Genomic DNA, 19,028 nt, shown 5'->3' on the forward strand with positions numbered 1-19,028 from the left:
ACAATATAGTTTCGACATGAGCTGCCAACAGGTGTCTGTGACGACGCTTCGCGCCACAGCCGTCTGGTCGCGGTAGTAGCGCCTATTTGAGCATGGTGCCTGCATCGCCGTTAGATGCGGCCCGTTCCACAGGCACCGGTTCGCCGCTGCGGAATCCTTCCGGCTTTGGAAAGCGGCTGTGAAGACCCGACCTCCGGCGTCCGGTAGGGAGGCGGATGGGTGCAGAATCCGCCCGACCCTTGTTGCTGGACTGACTGCTGCACTTGGTATGTCGGCTGTCACGACTGGTATGGCGACAAATGCCGCAGGCGTTCGCCGCCATGACAGATGGCGTGACATCCGCGCTTCGGAAAGGAGACCGACTATGTCGGAAGCTGCACAATTACGAGATGTAAAACTTGGCGTCGTACGAGAGAACTGGACCAACGCCGGTCCGGTGGTGTCGCAAATGCCGGATCAGGACCTGAACCTGCTACGCGAACGCGCCGCGGCGACGATTGCCGATCCCAGTGCGCTTGGCTTGTGGGGATTTGCCACCGGCACCTGGATGGCGGCGACTGTGCTCGGCGGATTTGTCGAGCCTTTGGCCAGTTGGTCGCTGGCCCCGACCGTCATCCTGTTTGCCGGCATCGCCCAGTTCATAGCCGGACTGTATGCCTTCCGGCGGACCAATGCCCTGCACGCGACGGCTTTTACCTGCTTTGGCGCCTTCAATACGGTAGCGGGCATTATGCTGACGATCCCGTTCCAGGCGACCAGGGGGATGACGCCGGGATACCACTTGATGCTGGGATTCCTGCTTGAATCGTTCGCGTTCATCTCGCTGGCACTGATGGTCGGCGCCTTGCGGCGGAACGCCGTGCTGACGCTTTTGCTGGGCGCGCTGTTCATCGGCTACTGCCTGACCGGCATCGGTCAGTTCACGATCGGCAACGCTGCGGCCATCGTGCCGGCCGCCACTGCGAGCGGAGCCCATGCCGGGGCCGCCGGCGCGGCGGGGAACGGGCCTGGCGTGATCGCCGGCATCGGCGGCGGCTTCCTGTGGCTCTCGGCGATATGCGCTTACTACCTGGGCGCAGCACTGCTGGTGAACAGCACCTGGCACCGCCGGGTCCTTCCCATCATGGGCGAGCCGTAATGGGTGCGCTCTCCATGGCCGAGGCGGCAACGCGCGGCCATGGATGAGAGCCTGTTCCTGTCGGGCTGAGACTGGCTTTGCCTTCCCGGGAAGAAGTGTACCGGGGAGGCATCACCACGAGTCCCGCAACAGTGCGAATTCGGCATGATCGCCGGCAAGCCGTGATGCCGGACATTATCTTCATGAACAGCGCGCGCCGGCGCGTTCTCCTATGAAAATGCGGTCCCGCAGGTGCCGGTCGTCTCTCCATCGTCATGGCCGGGCGTGTCCCTACGCAATGCACACATCCTGGAAAAGAGTGGGAAATGACCGTAAAATCAAGTGCTTGCCTGGGCGCCAAGAGCGTTCCACCATCGTCATGGCCCGGCTTGTCCGGGCCACCTATTCCAGCACTTGTGCCGCGACAGGTGGCCCGGACAAGCCGGGCCATGACGAAAGGGAAACGCAGCGGCGGACCGTTTCCGAGATGTGTGCATCCCGTAGGGACACGCCCGGCCATGACGGAGAGGCAAAGGCTCGCCCAATTTTCGGTCATCGCGGTGCCGGCGCGCCGGCTGGCCAACTCCCATGGGTTGGAAGCCGGCAGACAATTCCGCGGCTGCAGTCCAGGGCGGTGGCCGCAGGCTGTATCGGCATGATTTCCATGCTTCTGACTAGCCTGCGACGGGACTCCGGCGTCTGCTGGATCGTGCAGTCGGGTTACCGCCCCGGCGTCGGCATGGTGAATTCCGGCCCGCGCCGCATGCCGGCGGTCCAGCGCTGGGTGATCGCCTTGTAGCGGGTGTAGAAGCGCACCCCCTCCGGCCCGTAGATGTGGTGGTCGCCGAACAACGAGTGCTTCCAGCCGCCGAAACTATGGAACGCCATCGGCACCGGGATCGGCACGTTGATGCCGACCATGCCGATCTGGATGGCCTGGGTGAAGTCGCGGGCGACGCCGCCGTCGTTGGTGAACAGGGCGACGCCGTTGCCGTATTCGTGGCTGTTGACCAGCCGCGTCGCGGTGGCGACGTCGGGGGCGCGGACCACCGACAGCACCGGGCCGAAGATCTCGTCCTTGTAGATGCGCATGTCGGGCGTGACGTCGTCGAACAGGCAGCCGCCGAGGAAGAAGCCGTTCTCGTAGCCTTGCAGCTTCAGGTCGCGGCCGTCGACTACCAGCTTCGCGCCCTCCTTCACGCCGAGGTCGACGTAGCCGCGTACCTTGTTCAGGTGCTCGCGCGTCACCAGCGGACCCATTTCGGCGTCCGGGTCGGTGCCGGGGGCCACCTTCAGCGCCCGCACGCGCGGGGCCAGCTTCGACATCAGGGCGTCGCCGGCCGAGCCGACGGTCACCGCCACGGACACCGCCATGCAGCGCTCGCCGGCGGCGCCGTAGGCCGAGCCCATCAGCGCATCGACCGCGTCGTCGATGTCGGCGTCGGGCATCACCACCAGGTGGTTCTTCGCCCCGCCCAGCGCCTGCACGCGCTTTCCGTGCGAGGTGCCGCCGCGGTAGATCGTCTCGGCGATGGCGGTGGAGCCGACGAAGCTGATGGCGGCGATGCCGGGATGACTGAGGATGGTTTCAACCGCCTCGCGCCCGCCCTGCACGACGTTGAACACGCCGTCGGGCAGGCCGGCTTCCTTGAGCAGCTCGGCCAGCCGCAGCGAGACGGACGGGTCCTTCTCGGATGGTTTCAGGATGAAGCAGTTGCCGCAGGCCAGCGCCACCGGGATCATCCACAGCGGCACCATGATCGGGAAGTTGAACGGGGTGATGCCGGCGACGACGCCCAGGGGCTGGCGGATCGACCAGGCGTCGATGCCGGTGCCGACCTGGTCGGTGAATTCGCCTTTCAGCACGTGGGGGATGCCGCAGGCGAATTCGACGACCTCCAGGCCGCGCTGCACCTCGCCGTCGGCGTCGGACAGGACCTTGCCGTGCTCGGCGGTGATGATCTCGGCGAGTTCGCGGCGGTTGCGTTCCAGCAGGTCCTTCAGTTTGAACATGACGCGGGCGCGGCGGAGCGGGGGCGTGGCGGCCCAGGCGGGCCAGGCTTCGGCGGCGGCGGCGACGGCTTTGTCGACTTCAGAGGCGTTGGCCATGGCGACCTTGCCGGTGACCTCGCCGGCGGCGGGATTGAAGACGTCGCCGTGGTTGCCGCTGGTGCCTTGGACGTGCTGGCCGGCGATGTAGTGGCCGATTTCGCGCATGGCTGGTTTCCTCCAGAACTTGTCCGGTGTGGTAGCGCGGTTTCGGCCGGCGTGCCAAGCCGGACGGTCAGGGATCAATCGCCTGCCGGAAACGCGCGATCTCCGACGGCAGCAAGGAGGCCAGCAGCGCGGCGCTTTCGACCGCTCTGGTCGCCTGCGCATAATCGAAGGCATCGTAGGCATGGGCAGCGATGCTCCGGAAGCGGCGGGTTTCGTCGGCCGCGCGGGCCGCGTCCCCGCCCAGGATGGCCGGCCGCTTGCCGACGGGATGGGCCGCCCGCGCAATCAAATCGGCATGCCAGCGTGACCCTGTCGGGGCTGCCTCGCCGTACAGGTCGAGGATGCGAAGCAGTGCAGTCTCCAGGGATGTCTGGCCGGACTGCATGGCGTGCATGAAGCCCATCTCGAACCCATACCGGTCGATGTCAGGCACGATGCCTGGCAGGCGATCGAACAATCCCTTCGCGCCAGTGAAGTGCCGCACTGCCGCGGCGACGGCCTGGTCAATTTCGAACCAACGGGCGTCGCTCATGCGATCTCCCGGAGATCGGGTGCGATATGATCCAGGAAGGTCCTCCGGCACCAGCGATAGGGCATGAGGTCAGGCTCCAATCCACGGTCCCAGCAGGCTGTTTCGGCGAAGTTCCATGCCTCGCCCAGCGTGGCCTCCGGGAAATCCAACAACAGATCGACGTCGCTGTCATGCTTCATCGTCCCGCGCGCGGCGGAGCCGTACAGCAGGAACCGGCCGCCATGCGCCTGGGCATAGGCGGCCAGCACCGGCACGAGCGCTGCCACGGCCGCCTGGCGGCGTGCCGCCTCGATTGCCTTGTGCTCGGCCAGGGTGACGATCTGCTGCATGAGCGGATTATCCTGCATGTCGCGCTGCGAGGGTAGAGCAGTCTGATGCTGGGGGGCAAAGGCGGCAGGTTGGGAACTTTCCTTGCACGAAGAATTGCGGAAAAGAGACGTCTATGCGAACGTCCCGCCGCGGTTGAGCGGCGGCTTGATTGATCGCCCGGCCGTCGGCTGAAGCAAACGACCTGCTGCTTTCTCATCGATGGAGCGAATGATGGCGGATCAGCCGCTGGGGCACGACAAGCCGGGCGCGGACGACATGGGGTCGTTGCAGGTCCAGGCTCATTGGGACGCCGCCGCCGAGGTCTGGTGGGCAGAGAGCGATGACCTGCCCGGTCTTGCGACCGAGGCGCCATCGTTTCCGGAGTTGATGACTCACATCAAGTCGCTCGCCCCGACGATCATCCGGGAGAACCTGGGGCGCCGGCCGGATGGCCTGTCCGTCCGGGTGGCCGGCAATGCGTCGGAGGAAACCTTCAAAATCAATGGCTGACTTCGACCGCGATCTGCGCAGGATCCTGCGCGATCATGGCTGCGAGTACCGGCGGCCGGCCGATGGCAGTCATGAATGGTGGTACAGTCCCATCACGAACCGTGGCTTCGCTGTCCCGCTGCATATCAAGAGCCGACACACCGCCAATGCAGTCCTGAAACAGGCCGGCATCGAGAAGAAGTTCTGATTGCTGAAGCCTGGCAGGCCCGGATGGACGCCTGTGAAATGACCGGACCTGGCTCGGGCGCCGGTGTGGTCATGGCGCGGCTTACGCTGGATCGAGCAGCGTATCGAGGTGATCGTGCCGCTCGTTCATGCGGGATGCGGCGATCTGTTCGATTTCACCGTCGGTGAGGTCCGCCGTCTGGAGCCGGCGGCGCATGGCCTTGAGCTTCAGCAGCGCTTCATACTCGTGCGGCGAGACGAAATAGCCGGCGAGGGCGCCGAGCACCGGCTGGTCGCAGGCGATGACGCCGGCCATGACGAGGTTCAGCGGGTTGCTGAAGCGCGGCTCCGCCAGCGCCTGGTCGAGCGCGGCATCCTCACCCGCCACCGGCAGCACCGCCGGCTCGCCCGCCGTGCCGCGCAGTGTCCAGGCCGCCGCCCGCGCCGCCAGCAGCAGGGCGTGCCGCTCGGCCGGGTCGCCCAGGCCCAGCAGCCGGACGGGCGGGTTCTGCCAGACCACCTCGGCACGGCCCCGGCCGCTGTTCAGGCCGGGGCGGGTCAGTTCCGGCCACCAGCCGAAATCCGCCGGCGCCTCGCGGTCGAGCAGCAGGAAGCGCAGCTTCTGCGGCTGAAGCGTCGGCACCAGCGCATCCAGCCAGCGCGCCAGCTCCCGCTATGCCGTCGCCGCGTAATCCACCACCAGCAGCGTCGGCCGATCCCAGGTAAAGGCGCGGGTCGCCAGGGTATCGACGATCGGCCGCAGGTCGGAGGGGTGAACAAAGGCCGCGAGCCAATCGCCCGAGCCGTCCGGCGGATCAACCAGGCGGCAGAGTTCCAGCGCCAGCCGTGTCTTGCCGCTGCCGGCCTCGCCAATCAGCGCATGGACGGACAGATCGGCCGGGTCGTCCAGCCAGCCGCGCAATTCCGCCAGCATAGCGGCGCGGCCGAGCAGCGGCAGCACCCCGGCCGTCGGGGCAAACATGTCCAGTTCGCGCGGCAGAGCGCCCGGGCGCGGCGGCGGTCGGGCACCGGCACCTGGCGGCATTCCAGCGCCAGCCGCACGCCGGTGTCGCCGAACGTCGCGGTGATGCTGTTGCCGTCGCCGGTGACGACGACGCTGTGCCGGATGTCCCGGGCGTGGACCGACTGATCGCTCACGGATGCGCCTCCTGGGCACACGATAGCGGTCATTCTTATAATGCAAACATATCGCCCCGCCGCGCCGGGCGTGCCGCAATCCAGCCTTGCCCCAGCGCTCGCCGCCTGCCACTCTGCCCCGACTTCCACAGTAAAGGAGCGGAACCGCATGCAGGTCGAAATCGAATACTGCGGTATGTGAGGCTACGAACCGCGCGCCCGCCAGGCGCGGGACCTGATCCTGAAGACACACCCCTCGGCCCGGGTCGACCTGAAACGATCCAGCGGCGGCGTCTTCGAGATCACGGTGGATGGACGACTGGCCTACTCGAAGAAGGCCACCGGCCAGTTCCCGACAGACGAGCAGGTGCAGAGCACCCTCGGCTGATCGCTCGTCCGGCGTCGCGCGGCGCCTGCCGCGTGCCGGTGGCAGCCCACGTCCGAACCGTCGCCACAGCCCGGGCCGACCCGGGCACGGGTTTCTGCGTCCAAGGGGATTCTCGCCGCATCGGCGGGTCCGGGCGGGCTATTGCCTGTCTGTCCCGCCCCGATGCTGTCGCAGCAACGGCCCAGCGGAACGATAAGCGGAAAGATACCGGCAGCCACGCCGTGCTGTGGTATCCTCGGCCCGCCGGGCGCGGAACGCCCGAGGGGACAGGTTGGCCGAGGGAGATGTTGGCCATGAGCAAACCGGGGCAGGCAAATCGAGAACAGATGATTAGACAGCTCATTGCGGTGCGCGCGTATGAAATCTGGGAAAGCCAGGGGCGGCCGCACGGCCATGACGCGGCGCATTGGCGCCAGGCGGAGCAGGACATCATGGCCTGCCTGGCCGACAGCGCGACGGCAGGCGCTGCGCCGCCCGGGCCGTCCGGCAAGAACCGTTAGCGGAGGCTGCACCATGCCGACGACACTGCAGGACCGAGAGCAGGCCTTCGAGGCGAAATTCGCCCACGACGAGGAAGTTCGTTTCCTCACCCGGGCGCGCCGCGACAAGCTGTTCGCGCACTGGGCGGCCACGGAACTCAGGCTGTCCGAGGCGGACACCAATGCCCTGGTCAAGGCGGTCATCGCCATTCCCGATGGCCCGGGGCACGAGCAGGCCCTGCTGCGCCATGTCGGCGACCGCCTGCGCGGCCGTTCCGCCGGGTCCGAGGCATCGCTCGCCGCGGCGCTGGGCCGGTGCATGGAACAGGCGAAGCTGCTTGAGGCGACGGCGGATCGTTCCGGGACGGCGTGATCGTGGCGGTGATTCGGATCGTGTCGTCCGGGAAGGGTTACGTGCCGATGGGGACGGGACTGGAAGCGTGTTTGCCTCCGTAGTTTTCAACACGGAGTTAGCCAGCTGGCGGCCCCGGCACCGCGATGGCTGAAAATGACGGCGGCCGTTGCCTTCCCGTCATGGCCGGGCGTGTCCCGGCCATCTACCCCCAGCCGTCGAAGCGCAGATGGCCGGGATACGCCCGGCCATGACGATAGAGAGACGATCGGCGCCTGCGAGACCGCATTTTCATAGGAGAAAGGTCATGTCGCGCTGCGCGCGAAGCGTATGAAATGCCGGAGGGGCCAATGGGACGACCCGCGCTGCTGCTCCCCTGCAACCTTCGTGGCCCTCCGTGTTCCTTCGTACCCTCCGTGTTGAAATTCGACCGGTGCAACAGGCACTGGCGGAAACCAGGACGTACCAGGATCGATCCCATCCTGGCTGCCTCATCATGCCAGCCGACCCCAAGCCTGGCCGTTGCAGAGTCGTCAGGCACCCGGGCCAGGCCGGACATGACGCGATGCAAACGACCGTGCCGCTGGCCCCGCCGTCGTCAGTCTCTACTGCTGTAGCGCCGACGTGGCCGCCGCTGGCCGCCAACATTCATTCTCAGCCGCAAATGGCATATCCCCCGAACCAGCCCCGGCCGTCACGCCGATCGGCGGGCGCCCGCGCTGCTGGCGAGTTCGACCACCTCGGCGGTGATCTCCTCCTGGCGGATCTGCCGCTCCAGCACCTGCAGGTCCGTCAGCATCGTCTCCAGGTTGCCTTTCGCCCCCAGCATGGTGGCGACCCGGGCTTCGTTCTCGGCGGCGAACGCGGTCAGCGCCGCCTCGCACAGCTCCGCGAAGACGTATTCCTCGGCCAGCCGCGCCAGCAGCCGGGCCGGGGGCAGGGTGGTCAGCGGCGCCTGGCCGGAGGCTTTCACGGCGAAGCGGCGGAAATCGAACGGCAGCAGCGACCGCCGCTCGGCCGCCACCCCGCCGGCGGCGGACCAGATGGGCACCATGACATCGACGCGCGGTCCAGGCCGATCGGCCAGCCAGGCGTAGAGCGCATCGGCGATGCGGCCGGCCAGCACCGCCACCAGGTTCGCGTGCGGCACCATCGGCGCGTGCCAGAACAGGCGCAGGCGCCGCTCGACCGCCAGCCCGCCGCCGCGCGAGCCAATCAGGAACAGGTCCTGCGAGTTCGCGGTCACCCGCGCCGCCTCCAGCATGCGGTCGCTGAAGGCGCCGGCGAAGCCCTGCTCGGCGCAGAACAGGATCAGCGCCCGCCGCCCGGCGCGGATGGTCGTCGCGTCATGGTTGTCCGGCAGCAGCGGCAGCGCCTGGCCGATGGCGCGGCCAATGATTGCCGCATGTGCCCTGACGCCCTGCAGCAACGCATGCGCCTGCTGCACGCGGCTGGCGGAAATGCCGCGCATCGCCGTCACCACGGCGTCGAGCTGCTGCACGCTGCGGATCCGCCGGGTGGTTTCGGCCAGGCGCTCGGTCATGCGGCATCACCCGCATACCGCTGCGCCAGCGCCCGCACCGCGGCGGCCAGGGCGGCGGTCTGCTCCGCGGTCAGGTCGCCGGTAGCATCCAGCCGTCGCGCGATTGCGTCGGCGTGCTGGTCCAGCCACGCCGGCAGCGCCGCCCGGAACTCGTTGATCCGGGCGGGCGGCACGGCGTCCAGCATACCCTCGCGCAGCGCCGTCGCCAGCGCCACCTCGTCGCACAGCCGCAGCGGCCGGTACTGCGGCTGCGACAGCAGCGCGCGCAGCGTGGCGCCGCGGGCGAGCTGCGCCTGCACCCGCGCATCCGGCACGCCGCCGAAGCGTGAGAACATCTCCAGCTCCAGGAACTGCGCATAATCCAGCCGCATCGTGCCGGTGGCGGCGCGCAGCGCCGGCGCCTGGGTCTTGCCGCCGACACGGCTGACGCTGGTGCCGATGTCGATCGCCGGCTTCTGCCCCTCCTGGAACAGCCGCGCGCTCATCACCAGCTGGCCGTCGGTGATCGAGATCAGGTTGGTCGGGATATAGGCGCTCAGGTTCCCCGCATCGGTCTCGGCGATCGGCAGCGCGGTCAGCGATCCGCCCCCCTTCTCCGGCGACAGCTTCGCCGCGCGCTCCAGCAGGCGGGCGTGCAGGTAGAATACGTCGGCGGGGTAAGCCTCGCGGCCCGGCGGCTGGCGGGTCAGCAGGGCGATCTCGCGATGCGTCGCGGCGTGCTTGCTCAGGTCGTCGATCACCACCAACGTGTGCCGGCCCTGGTCGCGAAAGTGCTCGGCCAGCGTCATGCCGGCGAACGGGGCGATCCATTGCAGCCCCGGCGTGGCGGTGGCGGCGGCCACGACGAAGATGCAGCGCCCGGGCGCGCCGTGCCGGCGGATGGCGTCGATGATCCGTGCCACGGTCGAGGACTTCTGCCCGACCGCGACATAGACGCAGATGATGTCGGAGCCGCGCTGGTTGATCACGGTATCGACGGCGATGGCGGTTTTGCCGGTGCCGCGGTCGCCAATGATCAGCTCCCGCTGGCCGCGACCGAGCGCGAACAGCCCGTCGATCGTCAGGATCCCGGTCTGCACCGGCTGCGTCACCAAATCCCGCTCGACGATCGCCGGCGCCGGCTGCTCAATCGGCTGGTGCGCCGCGGGGTCAATCGGCGCGCCGCCGTCCAGCGGGCGGCCGAGCGGATCGACCACCCGGCCGAGGAAGCCCGGCCCGACCGGCACGCGCACCACGTCGCCGGTGCCGTGCACCGTGTCGCCGGCCTCGATCGCCCCGGCATCGTCCAGCAGCACGCAGCCGATGCGGTCGCGGTCCAGGGTCTGGGCGAAGCCGAGCTGGCCGCGCTGGAACCGCAGCACCTCGTCCAGCCGCGCCGAGGGCAAGCCGGACACCATCGCAATGCCGTCGCCGAGGCTCTCGACGCGGCCCAGTTCCTCGATCGAGGGGCCCAGCGCCGCCGCCGCTACCCGGCCGGCGGCGCGGTCGAGCCAGGGCGAACCGCCACAAATGCCGGAACAGGCCGAGACAGGCGATGGGTCTGGCGCCACGGGGCGTTCTCTCTCCGTCATGGCCGGGCGTGTCCCGGCCATCTGCGCTTCGACGGCGAGGGGTGGATGGCCGGGATACGCCCTACGGGATGCACACATCTCGGAAACGGTCCGCCGCTGCGTTTCCCTTTCGTCATGGCCCGGCTCGTGCGGGCCACCTGTCGCGGCACAAGTGCTGGAATAGGAGGCCCGGACAAGCCGGGCCATGACGATGGGGGAACGCAGCGGCGCCCAGGCAAGCACTTGATTTCACGGTCATTTCCGACTCGTTTCCAGGATGTGTGCATTGCGTAGGGATACGCCCGGCCATGACGGAGAGAGAACGCCCCTGCGCCACGGGGAGACGACCCTGCGCCATCACGGCTTTAGCCTGACGCGCATGGGACGAGGCTCTGCTCATCCTTCGCCAGTTCCTCGGCAATGCGGTCCAGATCGGCCCGCCAGGTGTTGCTCAGCCGCGCGTGCGGCCCGCGCAGTTCGACGCCGGCGATCAGCGCGGGGTCACCCACGAAGCGCAGCCGTAAGCTGTCGCCGAGCCGTCGCCGCAGCATCGCCACACAGGACGCCTGCGCCGCCTCGTCGAGCGGTGCCGCCGTCGCCACCTCCAGCGTCTCGCCGGTGCCCGTAAGGTTCCCCAGCGTTGCCGCCGGCAGTGTCGCCAGCCAGGCATCGAGCATGTCCAACAGCGCGGCGGTGGCGGCCTGCGGCGGCAGACGCGCCAGCAGGCGGGCGGCGATGGTGACGGCCAGTTGCCGTGCCTCGGCCTCCAGCGCGCGGCGGATCCGGGCGCGTTCCTGGTCCAGCGTCGCTTCCGCCGCCTGTTGCGTCCGGGCGGCTTCCTGCCGGGCCTGCGACAGCAGTTCCGTCCGTTCCGCCTCGGCCGAGGCGTGGGCGTCGGCCAGGATGTGATCACCCTCCGCCGCCAGCGACTTCCGGCGGCTGGCAACGCCCTCCGCTTCCGAGCGGGCGGCGGCGCGGGCGGCTTCCGCGTCGGCCAGCAGCGCCTCGGCGGCGCGCTTGCGGGCGGCGATGATCGCCATCACCGGGCGGAACAGGAAGCGCCGCAGCAGCCAGACCAGCACCAGCAGGTTGACCGTCTGCAGCAGCAGCGTGGTCCAGTCGAAGCGCATCAGTGCACGAACGGGTTGGCGAACAGCAGCAACAGGGCGATCACCAGGCAGTAGATCGCCATGGTCTCGATCATCGCCAGGCCGACGAACAGGGTGCGGGAGATAGTGTTCGCCGCCTCCGGCTGCCTTGCGATCGCGTCCATGGCGGCGGCGACGGCGCGGCCCTCGCCCAGCGCCGGGCCGATGGCGCCGAACGACACCGCCAGGGCGGCGCCCAGGATGCTGGCGATCTGCAGGGCATTCATGGCGGTTCGGGCTCCTCGTCCGGTTGTGCCTCGTGGCCGCCGAGGGCGCCGGCGATGAACACCATTGCCAGCACGCTGAAGATGTACGCCTGCACCGCGCCGGTGAGCAGGTCCAGCGCCATCAGCGGCACCGGCACCAGCAGGCCGAGCAGCGACAGCACGATGCCGATGACGAACACGCCGCTCATGACGTTGCCGAACAGCCGCACCACCAGCGAGAAGGTCCGCGTCAGCGTCTCGACGATGTTCAGCGGGATCATGACGATCGTCGGCTCGGCGAAGGTCGCCAGGTAGCCGCGCACGCCGCGGAAGCGGATGCCGAAGTACGTGACGGCGAAGAACACGATCAGGGCGAGCGCGGCGTCGGTTTCCAGGTGCGCCGTCGGCGGCTCCACGCCTGGCGCCAGGGACGACCAGTTGGCGGTGAAGGTGAACAGGAACAGCGTGCCGATCAGCGGGAGGAAGGGCTCCGGCTCGACGCGCATGGTGTCGTGGATCTGCTGCCGGATGGCGTCGACCACCAGTTCCAGCGTCGCCTGCGCCAGCGACGGGCGCAGCGCCAGGTGGCGGGTCGTCAGCCAGAAGCCGCCGGCCAGCAGCAGCATGATCGCCCAGGTCGTCACCACCGGCGTGGTGACGGCGACGGGGCCGAGGTGGAACGCGACGGACAGGGTCAGCGGCGACCTCGTCATGGCGCGGGCGCCATCAGCCGCACCACCACCGGCCGCGCCGCCACCACGCCCAGCGCCGCGAGCAACAGCGGCAGCGCGCCATACGTGGCGATCACCGCCAGCACGCCGCCCAGCACCGCCAGCCGCAGCAGTTGCAGCGCCACCGCACCGCCGATGCCTCCGGCGCGGCCGTACAGCGCGGCGTTCCAGCGCAGCAGCGCGAAGTGCAGCGTTCCCGCCGCCAGTCCCGCGGCGAGCCAGGCGACCTCGGCAATCATCGGTCGTGCATCCATTGCCAGGCGGTCCAGCAGCCGGCGGCGAGCCCCAGCAGCATCAGCGGGCCGGTCCAGAAGATGCCGGTGCCCAGGCTGCGGTCGATCCAGCGCCCCACGAACACGCCCAGCAGCGCCGGCACCACGATCATCCAGCCCAGCACGCCGACTTGCGCGAGGTAGCGGCCGAGGGTCGGCTCGCCCTGCCGCATCCAGGCGCGGTAGCGCCGCTGCTGGCGGCGGATGGAGTCGAGCATGCCGTCGGGCTCCGTGCTCATGCGCCGATGTCCGTGGGGCCGTTGGCGCGCAGCGCCTCGATGATGCGGCGGATCGCCTGGGTGTGCAGCCGCATGGCGGCGACGCGGCCGGCGCGTTCGGCTTCGGCCTCGGCGAGGAAGCGGGCCAGCACCTGGGTTTCCAGGGTTTCCAGGTCGTCGCCGCGCTGCGCGTCACGAGTGGCGATGGCGATTTCCTTCCCGCCCTGGACACTCAGCACGCCGCGGCGGACGGCGCAGTAGCCGGGCTTGCCGTCGGTATGGCGCCACAGCACCACGGAGGTCGTCAGCACCGTCAGCATGTCGGCGTGGCCGGGCAGGATGCCGAAGCTGCCGGTCTCGTCCTCGGCCCGCAGGCTGGTGATGTCGGCGGAATCGACGACGACGGCGGTGGGGTCGGTGATCAGCAGTCTCATGCCGGGTGTCCGGGGACGTTCCTCCACCGTCATGGCCCGGCTCGTCCGGGCCACCTGTCGCGGCACACGTGCTGGAATAGGTGGCCCGGACGAGCCGGGCCATAACGGTGAGATATCATGCAGCCTCCGCTCCGGCCGGCTGCCGGGGTTCGTCGCTTGGGCCAGCCTCGGCCCGCTGCCGGGCTTCATCGATGCTGCCGATCATGTAGAGGGCGCTTTCCGGCCACGCATCGGCCTCGCCGTCGAGGATGGCGCGGCAGCCGGCGATGGTATCCGCCAGCTTCACCGATTTCCCCTGCATCCCGGTGAAGGCCTCGGTGACGCTGAACGGCTGCGTCAGGAAGCGCTGCAGCCGCCGGGCGCGGGCGACGATCTGGCGGTCCTGCGCGCCGAGTTCCTCGGTGCCGAGCAGTGCAATCACGTCGCGCAGTTCGCGCCAGTGCGCCAGCGTCTCGCGCACCCGCTCGGCGACGTCGTAGTGCGCTTGGCCGACCACCAGCGGGTCGAGCAGCACGGACGACGAGGCCAGCGGATCGACCGCCGGATAGATGCCCTCGGCCGCCATGCCGCGCGACAGCACGATGGCGCTTTCCAGGTGGCTGGAGATCGCCGTCACCGCCGGGTCGGTGAAGTCGTCGGCCGGCACGTACACCGCCTCGATCGCGGTCACCGAGGCGCCGGCGATGGAGGCGATGCGCTCCTGCAAGGCCGCGACCTCGGTCGCCAATGTCGGCTGGTAGCCGACGCGGGACGGCAGGCGGCCGAGCAAGCCCGATACCTCGCTGCCGGCCTGGACGAAGCGGAACACGTTGTCCATCAGCAGCAGCACGTTCTGGTGCTTCCGGTCGCGGAAATACTCGGCGATGGTCAGCGCGGACAGGCCGACGCGCCAGCGGGCGCCCGGCGGCTCGTTCATCTGGCCATAGACCAGCACGGTGCGGCCCAGCACGCCGGAGGCGCGCATGTCGTGCAGCAGTTCGTGCCCCTCGCGCGAGCGTTCGCCGACGCCGGCGAAGACCGAGATGCCCTGGTACTTCTCCACCATGGCGTGGATCAGTTCCATCACCAGCACGGTCTTGCCGACGCCGGCGCCACCGAACATCGCCGCCTTGCCGCCCTGGGCGAGCGGCACCAGCAGGTCGATGACCTTGATGCCGGTCTCGAATACGTCGCCCGTCCCGGTCTGCGCCGTCAGCGGCGGCGGCGCCCGGTGGATCGGCCAGCGGTCGATGTCGGCGGGCAGCGGTTTGCCGTGGTCCTGCTCGCGGCCCAGCACATCCAGCAGCCGTCCCAGCACCGCGTCGCCGATCGGCATGGTGATCGGGCCGCCGGTGGCGCGCACGGCAGTGCCGCGGCGCAGGCCGGCGGTGGGCTGCAGGGAAACGGCACGGACGGTGGTCTCGTCGAGGTGGCTCTGCACCTCCGCGGTCAGCACGCCGGGTTGGTCCCAGGCGACGTGCAGCGCCTCCTGGATTGCCGGCAGCGCACCGCTGGGGAAGCGGGCGTCGATCACCGGCCCGCGGAGGGCAACGACCTGGCCGGACACAGGGGTGAGGGGCGGCGACACGGCCGGCGCCCGGGCCTATGGCGGCTCGACGACCGCGTCGGGGTTGCGGGCGAAGGCGCGGATCAGGTTGGCGCGGGAGACGATGCCGACCAGCCTGCCGTCCTGGACGATCGGCAGCCGCTTGATATGATGCCGGACCAGCATGTCGGCGAGTTGCGGCACCGGCGTGTCGGCGGTGGCGGTGATGACCGGCTTCACCATCAGGTCGCCGATGCGCCTGTTGCCGATGCCGATGTAATGCACGAAGTCCGAAGCGAGGTCGGTGCCCTCGGCCAGTATGGTCAGCCACCGGGAGCGCCGTGCGGTGCTTTCGGCGCCGACGGGCGTCAGCAGGTCGCCCTCGCTGACCATGCCGATCACCGCGCCACGGGAGTCGCAGACCGGGACGGCGCTGATGTCGTGCTCGCTGAGCAGCCTGGCGACGGCGGCCACGGTATCGTCCGGCTTCGCGGTCAGTACGGACTTCGTCATGATGTCGGCGGCGGTGAGTGACATGCGCGTCTTCCTTCCGGCAGCGATGATGCGCGGCGGCGGGGGACAGGCTGTTGATTTTTCTCAATCGTGCGGTGCGGGGGGAGCCACACGGGCGCTGCGCCAGGCCGCAGGCAGGATGGGACGGGAACGACGGCGCGCCTTCACCGCCATAACGAAACGGTAACGGCTTCCGGCGCGACCGTCGGCAGAACGTTCCGGATCTGAGGCAATGTGCTTTCCCGCCGCGCGCACAGCCAGGCCAGGACGAACACGCCGATGGCAACCGCCGGCGGCGCCAGCAGGTACGTCGCGGGATCCATGTTAAGCCCAAGTAACGGCCACACGAACAGAACGGCCAGGGCCAGCCGCTGCCACGGCAGGAAGCCGTGGTCGTGGCCCCAGCGCACCAGCCAGGCCATGGCGATGCCGGACAGCACCAGGTCATAGACCAGCCCCACCGGGACCGCGACGGGCGTCGCCGCGGCCAGGATCGCCGCGCGGACGGGAAGCGACAGCCGGCGCCGCCATGTGGTCCGGACCGCGGACGCCGCAATCAGCGTCGCGGCCGATTGCACCACCCCGGATGCCGCAGGCGGCAGCCCCAGGGACCGGGCGGCCCCGAACGGGCTGATATACGCGGCCAGGTCCAGTGTCCCGGACGCATAGACGGCGTGGGAACCGGCGAACGCCGCCACGTAGGCGTGCCACGTCTCCCAGCCGAACAGCGCCAACGACAGCGCGCAGAGCCCAAGCGCCGCCGCGCCGGCCGCGGCGAACGCCCGCCAATGGCCGCCGGCCGCCAGCGCGATTGGCAGCAGCAGCCCGAAATGCGGCTTGTAGCAGATTGCCCCGAACAGCAGGCCCGCCAGCACCGGCCGGCGGCCGAGCGACAACGTTGCGGTTGCAAACAGGGCGGCGGTGAGGAACGCGTTCTGGCCCAGTCCCATCGTCCAGAAGGCCGGCGCGAACGCGATCAGCGGCAGCACCGCCAGCCACCGGCGTTCATGCAGGATCGCGCGCATGGCCGCCAGCGCCCAGGCCAGGGTCGCTGCCTGGAACGCAACGAACGCCGGCAGGTACGGCAGCCGCGCCAGGACCGCGCAGACCAGGACATAGGTCGGCGGATAGTAGAAGTAGATGTAAGGAATTGCGGCGTTGGCGACCTGCCGCTCGGCGGCGCCATGCGCGATCCGGTCATAGACCAGGGCGGGCGTCCCGCCGTCCGCCAGCCGGCCCGCGGCATAGAAACTGATGAAATCAGTCGTCGTCGGCTCGCCCCGCCCGAACAGGCCATGCGACCCGGCGATCACGATCCCCAGCAGCGCGGCCTCGAGCAGCAGAAGAACGGTTGCCGCCGCGAGCAGGCGCCGCCGCGTGAGCCATGCGCCGTCGCCGAGGCTGTGCAGCGCCCGGCTGACCGCCGGCAGGCGTACCATCATCCATAGCCTCCATCCGCAGGCAATGCGCGATCGATCCGAAATTTTCCTTTGCAGAAAAAGAGTCGGATATGCAAGAAAACCCCGCACTCGATCGGCGGTGGCTGCACAACATGGCTGATCGCGCCACAGGGACGCCGGCAGTGACAAGGTTTTTCTGATTGTTCCGGTCGGCGATGATTAGTTTCGTTCTGATTCGTTCGTTTCGACCCGCCCGCGCCGGCGCGGTGCCTCCGGACGGCTGACCCGCATGCCACACCGCCACCGGATCGCGATCGCCCTTGCCTGCGCCGTGACGCTTGCCGTGCCGGCGGCGGCCCGGGACATGCCGGACAATCCCCTGCTCGCCTGCGATCGCGCCGCTGCCCGGGCCGAGGCCGACTGGCACCTGCCGGAGGGGTTGCTGTCGGCCATCGGCATCGTCGAGAGCGGCCGCGGCGACCTGGGCACCGGCCGGCCCGTCCCCTGGCCGTGGAGCATCAACACCGACGGCCGCGGCTACGTCATGCCCGGCAAGGCCGAGGCCATCGCCGCCATCCGCGCCTTCCAGGACGTGGGACGCAGGGCGATCGACGTCGGCTGTTTCCAGGTCGACCTGTTCTACCATCCCGAGGCGTTTCCCAGCCTGGAGGCGGCGCTGGACCCCGACGCCAACGCGCAGGCGGCGGCGCGGATCCTGACGCTGACCCGGCTGCGGGGCAATTCCTGGGACCTGGCGATCGCGCTGTACCACTCCGCCTCGCCACTGCTCGGCGCGCAGTACCTGCGGCAGGTGCAGGCGGCCTGGGCCTGGACGCGGGGGCGCGGGCCGGTGGCGCAGGCGGCCGCCTATGCCGTGCTGCTGTCGCCGGCGGCGCGGCAGGTCCAGGTCATCAGCGTTGCCGACCCGCCGGCGGCGTCCGCCAACCTGCCGCGCGTGCTGGGACCGCAGGGCGCGACCGGGCCGTTGCAGTGGACCGCCATGCCGCAGGCGGCCCTGCCGATCGTTCTGGTGCCGCGGGCGGGCGGACGGCATGGCGGGAAGGCAACGCGCTTCGTGCCGCGGCCGGCGGGCTGACGCCGGGGACGGCGCGTGCCGCGGCCGGCTTCCGCACCGGCGAAAGGATGCAGAAACAACTCGCATCGGCGCCGTTCGAGCTGGTATATTATTACTACGAAGCTACAATGCTGTTCGTTTCAGGATATTGCGCCAAATGCCACCGGCTCCGATCCCGGACAATGAGCAGGAGCGTCTCACGGCCCTCCGTTCGTATGAAATTCTGGATACCTCCTGTGAAAGCGCGTATGACAACATCGCCAAGCTCGCCGCGCAGATCCTTGGATGCCCGATGGCGACGGTGTCGCTCGTCGACGCCGATCGGCAGTGGTTCAAGGCCCGGCATGGGTTGCCGGTCACCGAAACCCCGCGCGACCATGCTTTCTGCGCGTACACAATCCTTTCGGACGAGCCATTGATCGTGCCGGATGCGATGTGCGATCCGCGGTTCGTCGATTCGCCGCTTGTCACTCTGGATCCCGGCATCCGGTTCTATGCCGGCATTCCGCTGGTGAACCGGGATGGCTTCGCGCTCGGCGCGCTGTGCGTGCAGGACTGTCAGCCACGGACCATCGACGAAGCGCAGGTCGAGGTGCTCGCGACCCTGACGCAGGCGGTGGTGGCGACCATGGAACTGCGCCGGTTGATGCGGCAGGTGGAACTGCTTGCCGTCACCGACACGCTGACCGGCCTCGCCAACCGGTCCGCGTTCCTGAATGCCCTGCAGAAGGCGATCGCCGCCCAGCGCCGCTCCGGCGGCAGGCTGGCCATCGCTTTCCTCGACCTCGACGGCCTCAAGCACGTCAACGATACCGAGGGGCACGAGGCCGGCGACCGGGTCCTGCGGGAGGTGGCAGCGGTTCTGGTCTCGACCCTGCGGCAGGAAGACGTCGTCGCCCGTCTTGGCGGCGACGAGTTCGCGATGATCTTCGTCAGCGGCGACGTGCATGACGGCGCCGCGGGCGAGCGCCTGCGGGTGGCGATCCAGAGGCGCATGCGGGCCTGCGGCAAGCCGGTCACGGCGTCGGTTGGCTCGGCGTGCTTCTTCGCCGCCCCGGCCGACGCCGCCGCCGCCCTGGCCGAGGTGGACAGGCTGATGTACCAGGCCAAGGCGGCCGGGAAGAACAGGATGATCCATCGGGATCTGGCGCCGGATGTCGTTTGCGAGGCTGGCGCGGCCACGTAGGCCACGCGCTCCGGACCAACA

23 protein-coding genes and 1 pseudogene are annotated in these 19,028 nt (G+C 69.2%); 8 read left to right on the plus strand and 16 right to left on the minus strand.

Features of this window, described 5'->3' with window-relative positions; translation table 11 throughout:
• Window positions 1-289: 289 nt before the first annotated feature.
• Window positions 290-1,138, plus strand: coding sequence for an acetate uptake transporter family protein (locus tag CCS01_RS30025; protein ID WP_158258681.1), 849 nt, complete (start codon window positions 290-292; stop codon window positions 1,136-1,138).
• A 699-nt stretch (window positions 1,139-1,837) separates the two neighbouring features.
• On the opposite strand, the gene CCS01_RS30030 is transcribed toward CCS01_RS30025, so the two are convergent.
• The 3 genes from CCS01_RS30030 to CCS01_RS30040 form a co-directional block, all read right to left on the minus strand.
• The gene (locus tag CCS01_RS30030; RefSeq protein ID WP_104522536.1) at window positions 1,838-3,334 is read right to left on the minus strand and encodes a CoA-acylating methylmalonate-semialdehyde dehydrogenase; all 1,497 of its coding nucleotides are present in this window, start codon (window positions 3,332-3,334) and stop codon (window positions 1,838-1,840) included.
• A gap of 67 nt (window positions 3,335-3,401) precedes the next feature.
• Window positions 3,402-3,866: a ribonuclease toxin HepT-like protein gene (locus CCS01_RS30035; protein ID WP_104522538.1), complete on the minus strand. Its 465-nt coding sequence runs from the start codon at window positions 3,864-3,866 to the stop codon at window positions 3,402-3,404.
• Window positions 3,863-4,195, minus strand: a complete 333-nt coding sequence (locus tag CCS01_RS30040; protein WP_158258682.1) for a nucleotidyltransferase family protein — start codon at window positions 4,193-4,195, stop codon at window positions 3,863-3,865. The genes CCS01_RS30035 and CCS01_RS30040 overlap by 4 nt, the downstream gene beginning before the upstream one ends.
• 211 nt (window positions 4,196-4,406) lie before the next feature.
• On the opposite strand from CCS01_RS30040, the gene CCS01_RS30045 reads away from it, so the two are divergent.
• Together CCS01_RS30045 and CCS01_RS30050 are read left to right on the plus strand one after the other, a co-directional pair.
• Window positions 4,407-4,685, plus strand: a complete 279-nt coding sequence (locus CCS01_RS30045) for a DUF1902 domain-containing protein (protein WP_158258683.1) — start codon at window positions 4,407-4,409, stop codon at window positions 4,683-4,685.
• Complete coding sequence (locus tag CCS01_RS30050; protein WP_104522544.1) at window positions 4,678-4,872, plus strand: type II toxin-antitoxin system HicA family toxin; 195 nt, start codon at window positions 4,678-4,680, stop codon at window positions 4,870-4,872. Before CCS01_RS30045 ends, CCS01_RS30050 begins: the two co-directional genes overlap by 8 nt.
• 81 nt (window positions 4,873-4,953) lie before the next feature.
• Here CCS01_RS30050 and CCS01_RS30055 read toward each other — a convergent pair whose 3' ends face one another.
• Both CCS01_RS30055 and CCS01_RS30060 read right to left on the minus strand, forming a co-directional pair.
• On the minus strand, window positions 4,954-5,493 hold the full coding sequence (locus tag CCS01_RS30055; RefSeq protein WP_104522546.1) for a hypothetical protein: 540 nt from the start codon (window positions 5,491-5,493) through the stop codon (window positions 4,954-4,956).
• 30 nt (window positions 5,494-5,523) lie between these two features.
• Complete coding sequence (locus CCS01_RS30060; protein WP_146102029.1) at window positions 5,524-5,832, minus strand: hypothetical protein; 309 nt, start codon at window positions 5,830-5,832, stop codon at window positions 5,524-5,526.
• 369 nt (window positions 5,833-6,201) lie between these two features.
• On the opposite strand from CCS01_RS30060, the pseudogene CCS01_RS35930 reads away from it, so the two are divergent.
• The 3 genes and pseudogenes from CCS01_RS35930 to CCS01_RS30075 form a co-directional block, all read left to right on the plus strand.
• Window positions 6,202-6,375 (plus strand): annotated as a pseudogene (locus CCS01_RS35930) (SelT/SelW/SelH family protein); the annotation flags it as partial.
• 293 nt (window positions 6,376-6,668) lie between these two features.
• Window positions 6,669-6,875, plus strand: a complete 207-nt coding sequence (locus CCS01_RS30070) for a DUF2934 domain-containing protein (RefSeq protein WP_104522709.1) — start codon at window positions 6,669-6,671, stop codon at window positions 6,873-6,875.
• Window positions 6,876-6,888: 13 nt separating this feature from the next.
• Complete coding sequence (locus tag CCS01_RS30075) at window positions 6,889-7,227, plus strand: DUF1476 domain-containing protein (RefSeq protein ID WP_104522552.1); 339 nt, start codon at window positions 6,889-6,891, stop codon at window positions 7,225-7,227.
• A gap of 673 nt (window positions 7,228-7,900) precedes the next feature.
• Here CCS01_RS30075 and CCS01_RS30080 read toward each other — a convergent pair.
• The 11 genes from CCS01_RS30080 to CCS01_RS30130 form a co-directional block, all read right to left on the minus strand.
• The gene (locus tag CCS01_RS30080; protein ID WP_104522554.1) at window positions 7,901-8,749 is read right to left on the minus strand and encodes a F0F1 ATP synthase subunit gamma; all 849 of its coding nucleotides are present in this window, start codon (window positions 8,747-8,749) and stop codon (window positions 7,901-7,903) included.
• The gene (locus CCS01_RS30085; protein ID WP_239992458.1) at window positions 8,746-10,299 is read right to left on the minus strand and encodes a F0F1 ATP synthase subunit alpha; all 1,554 of its coding nucleotides are present in this window, start codon (window positions 10,297-10,299) and stop codon (window positions 8,746-8,748) included. Before CCS01_RS30085 ends, CCS01_RS30080 begins: the two co-directional genes overlap by 4 nt.
• A gap of 365 nt (window positions 10,300-10,664) precedes the next feature.
• Complete coding sequence (locus CCS01_RS30090) at window positions 10,665-11,429, minus strand: F0F1 ATP synthase subunit B family protein (RefSeq protein WP_104522558.1); 765 nt, start codon at window positions 11,427-11,429, stop codon at window positions 10,665-10,667.
• Window positions 11,429-11,674 (minus strand): F0F1 ATP synthase subunit C, encoded by a 246-nt coding sequence (locus CCS01_RS30095; protein WP_104522560.1) that lies wholly within the window; start codon window positions 11,672-11,674, stop codon window positions 11,429-11,431. The genes CCS01_RS30090 and CCS01_RS30095 overlap by 1 nt, the downstream gene beginning before the upstream one ends.
• Window positions 11,671-12,366 (minus strand): F0F1 ATP synthase subunit A, encoded by a 696-nt coding sequence (locus tag CCS01_RS30100; RefSeq protein WP_104522562.1) that lies wholly within the window; start codon window positions 12,364-12,366, stop codon window positions 11,671-11,673. Before CCS01_RS30100 ends, CCS01_RS30095 begins: the two co-directional genes overlap by 4 nt.
• Window positions 12,363-12,623: an N-ATPase subunit AtpR gene (locus CCS01_RS30105; RefSeq protein ID WP_158258684.1), complete on the minus strand. Its 261-nt coding sequence runs from the start codon at window positions 12,621-12,623 to the stop codon at window positions 12,363-12,365. The genes CCS01_RS30100 and CCS01_RS30105 overlap by 4 nt, the downstream gene beginning before the upstream one ends.
• On the minus strand, window positions 12,620-12,895 hold the full coding sequence (locus CCS01_RS30110) for an AtpZ/AtpI family protein (protein WP_204848473.1): 276 nt from the start codon (window positions 12,893-12,895) through the stop codon (window positions 12,620-12,622). The genes CCS01_RS30105 and CCS01_RS30110 overlap by 4 nt, the downstream gene beginning before the upstream one ends.
• Window positions 12,892-13,308: a F0F1 ATP synthase subunit epsilon gene (locus CCS01_RS30115; protein WP_104522566.1), complete on the minus strand. Its 417-nt coding sequence runs from the start codon at window positions 13,306-13,308 to the stop codon at window positions 12,892-12,894. The genes CCS01_RS30110 and CCS01_RS30115 overlap by 4 nt, the downstream gene beginning before the upstream one ends.
• A 115-nt stretch (window positions 13,309-13,423) precedes the next feature.
• A complete protein-coding gene (gene atpD / locus CCS01_RS30120; protein ID WP_104522568.1) occupies window positions 13,424-14,875 on the minus strand; it encodes a F0F1 ATP synthase subunit beta in 1,452 nt (483 codons plus the stop codon).
• 15 nt (window positions 14,876-14,890) lie between these two features.
• Window positions 14,891-15,370 carry a CBS domain-containing protein gene (locus CCS01_RS30125; protein ID WP_104522570.1) on the minus strand — a complete coding sequence of 160 codons (480 nt, stop codon included), beginning with the start codon at window positions 15,368-15,370 and terminating at the stop codon, window positions 14,891-14,893.
• Window positions 15,371-15,510: 140 nt separating this feature from the next.
• Window positions 15,511-16,788, minus strand: a complete 1,278-nt coding sequence (locus CCS01_RS30130) for a glycosyltransferase family 87 protein (RefSeq protein WP_104522572.1) — start codon at window positions 16,786-16,788, stop codon at window positions 15,511-15,513.
• A 247-nt stretch (window positions 16,789-17,035) separates the two neighbouring features.
• Here CCS01_RS30130 and CCS01_RS34065 point away from each other — a divergent pair, with 247 nt between their 5' ends.
• Both CCS01_RS34065 and CCS01_RS30135 read left to right on the plus strand, forming a co-directional pair.
• Window positions 17,036-17,842 (plus strand): lysozyme family protein, encoded by an 807-nt coding sequence (locus CCS01_RS34065; protein ID WP_158258685.1) that lies wholly within the window; start codon window positions 17,036-17,038, stop codon window positions 17,840-17,842.
• Between the two features lie 136 nt (window positions 17,843-17,978).
• Entirely contained in the window at window positions 17,979-19,007 is a 1,029-nt protein-coding gene (locus CCS01_RS30135) for a sensor domain-containing diguanylate cyclase (RefSeq protein ID WP_158258686.1), read from the plus strand.
• The last annotated feature ends 21 nt before the right edge of the window (window positions 19,008-19,028 follow it).

Origin of the sequence: Rhodopila globiformis (assembly GCF_002937115.1) — a bacterium.
Lineage (GTDB): Bacteria > Pseudomonadota > Alphaproteobacteria > Acetobacterales > Acetobacteraceae > Rhodopila > Rhodopila globiformis.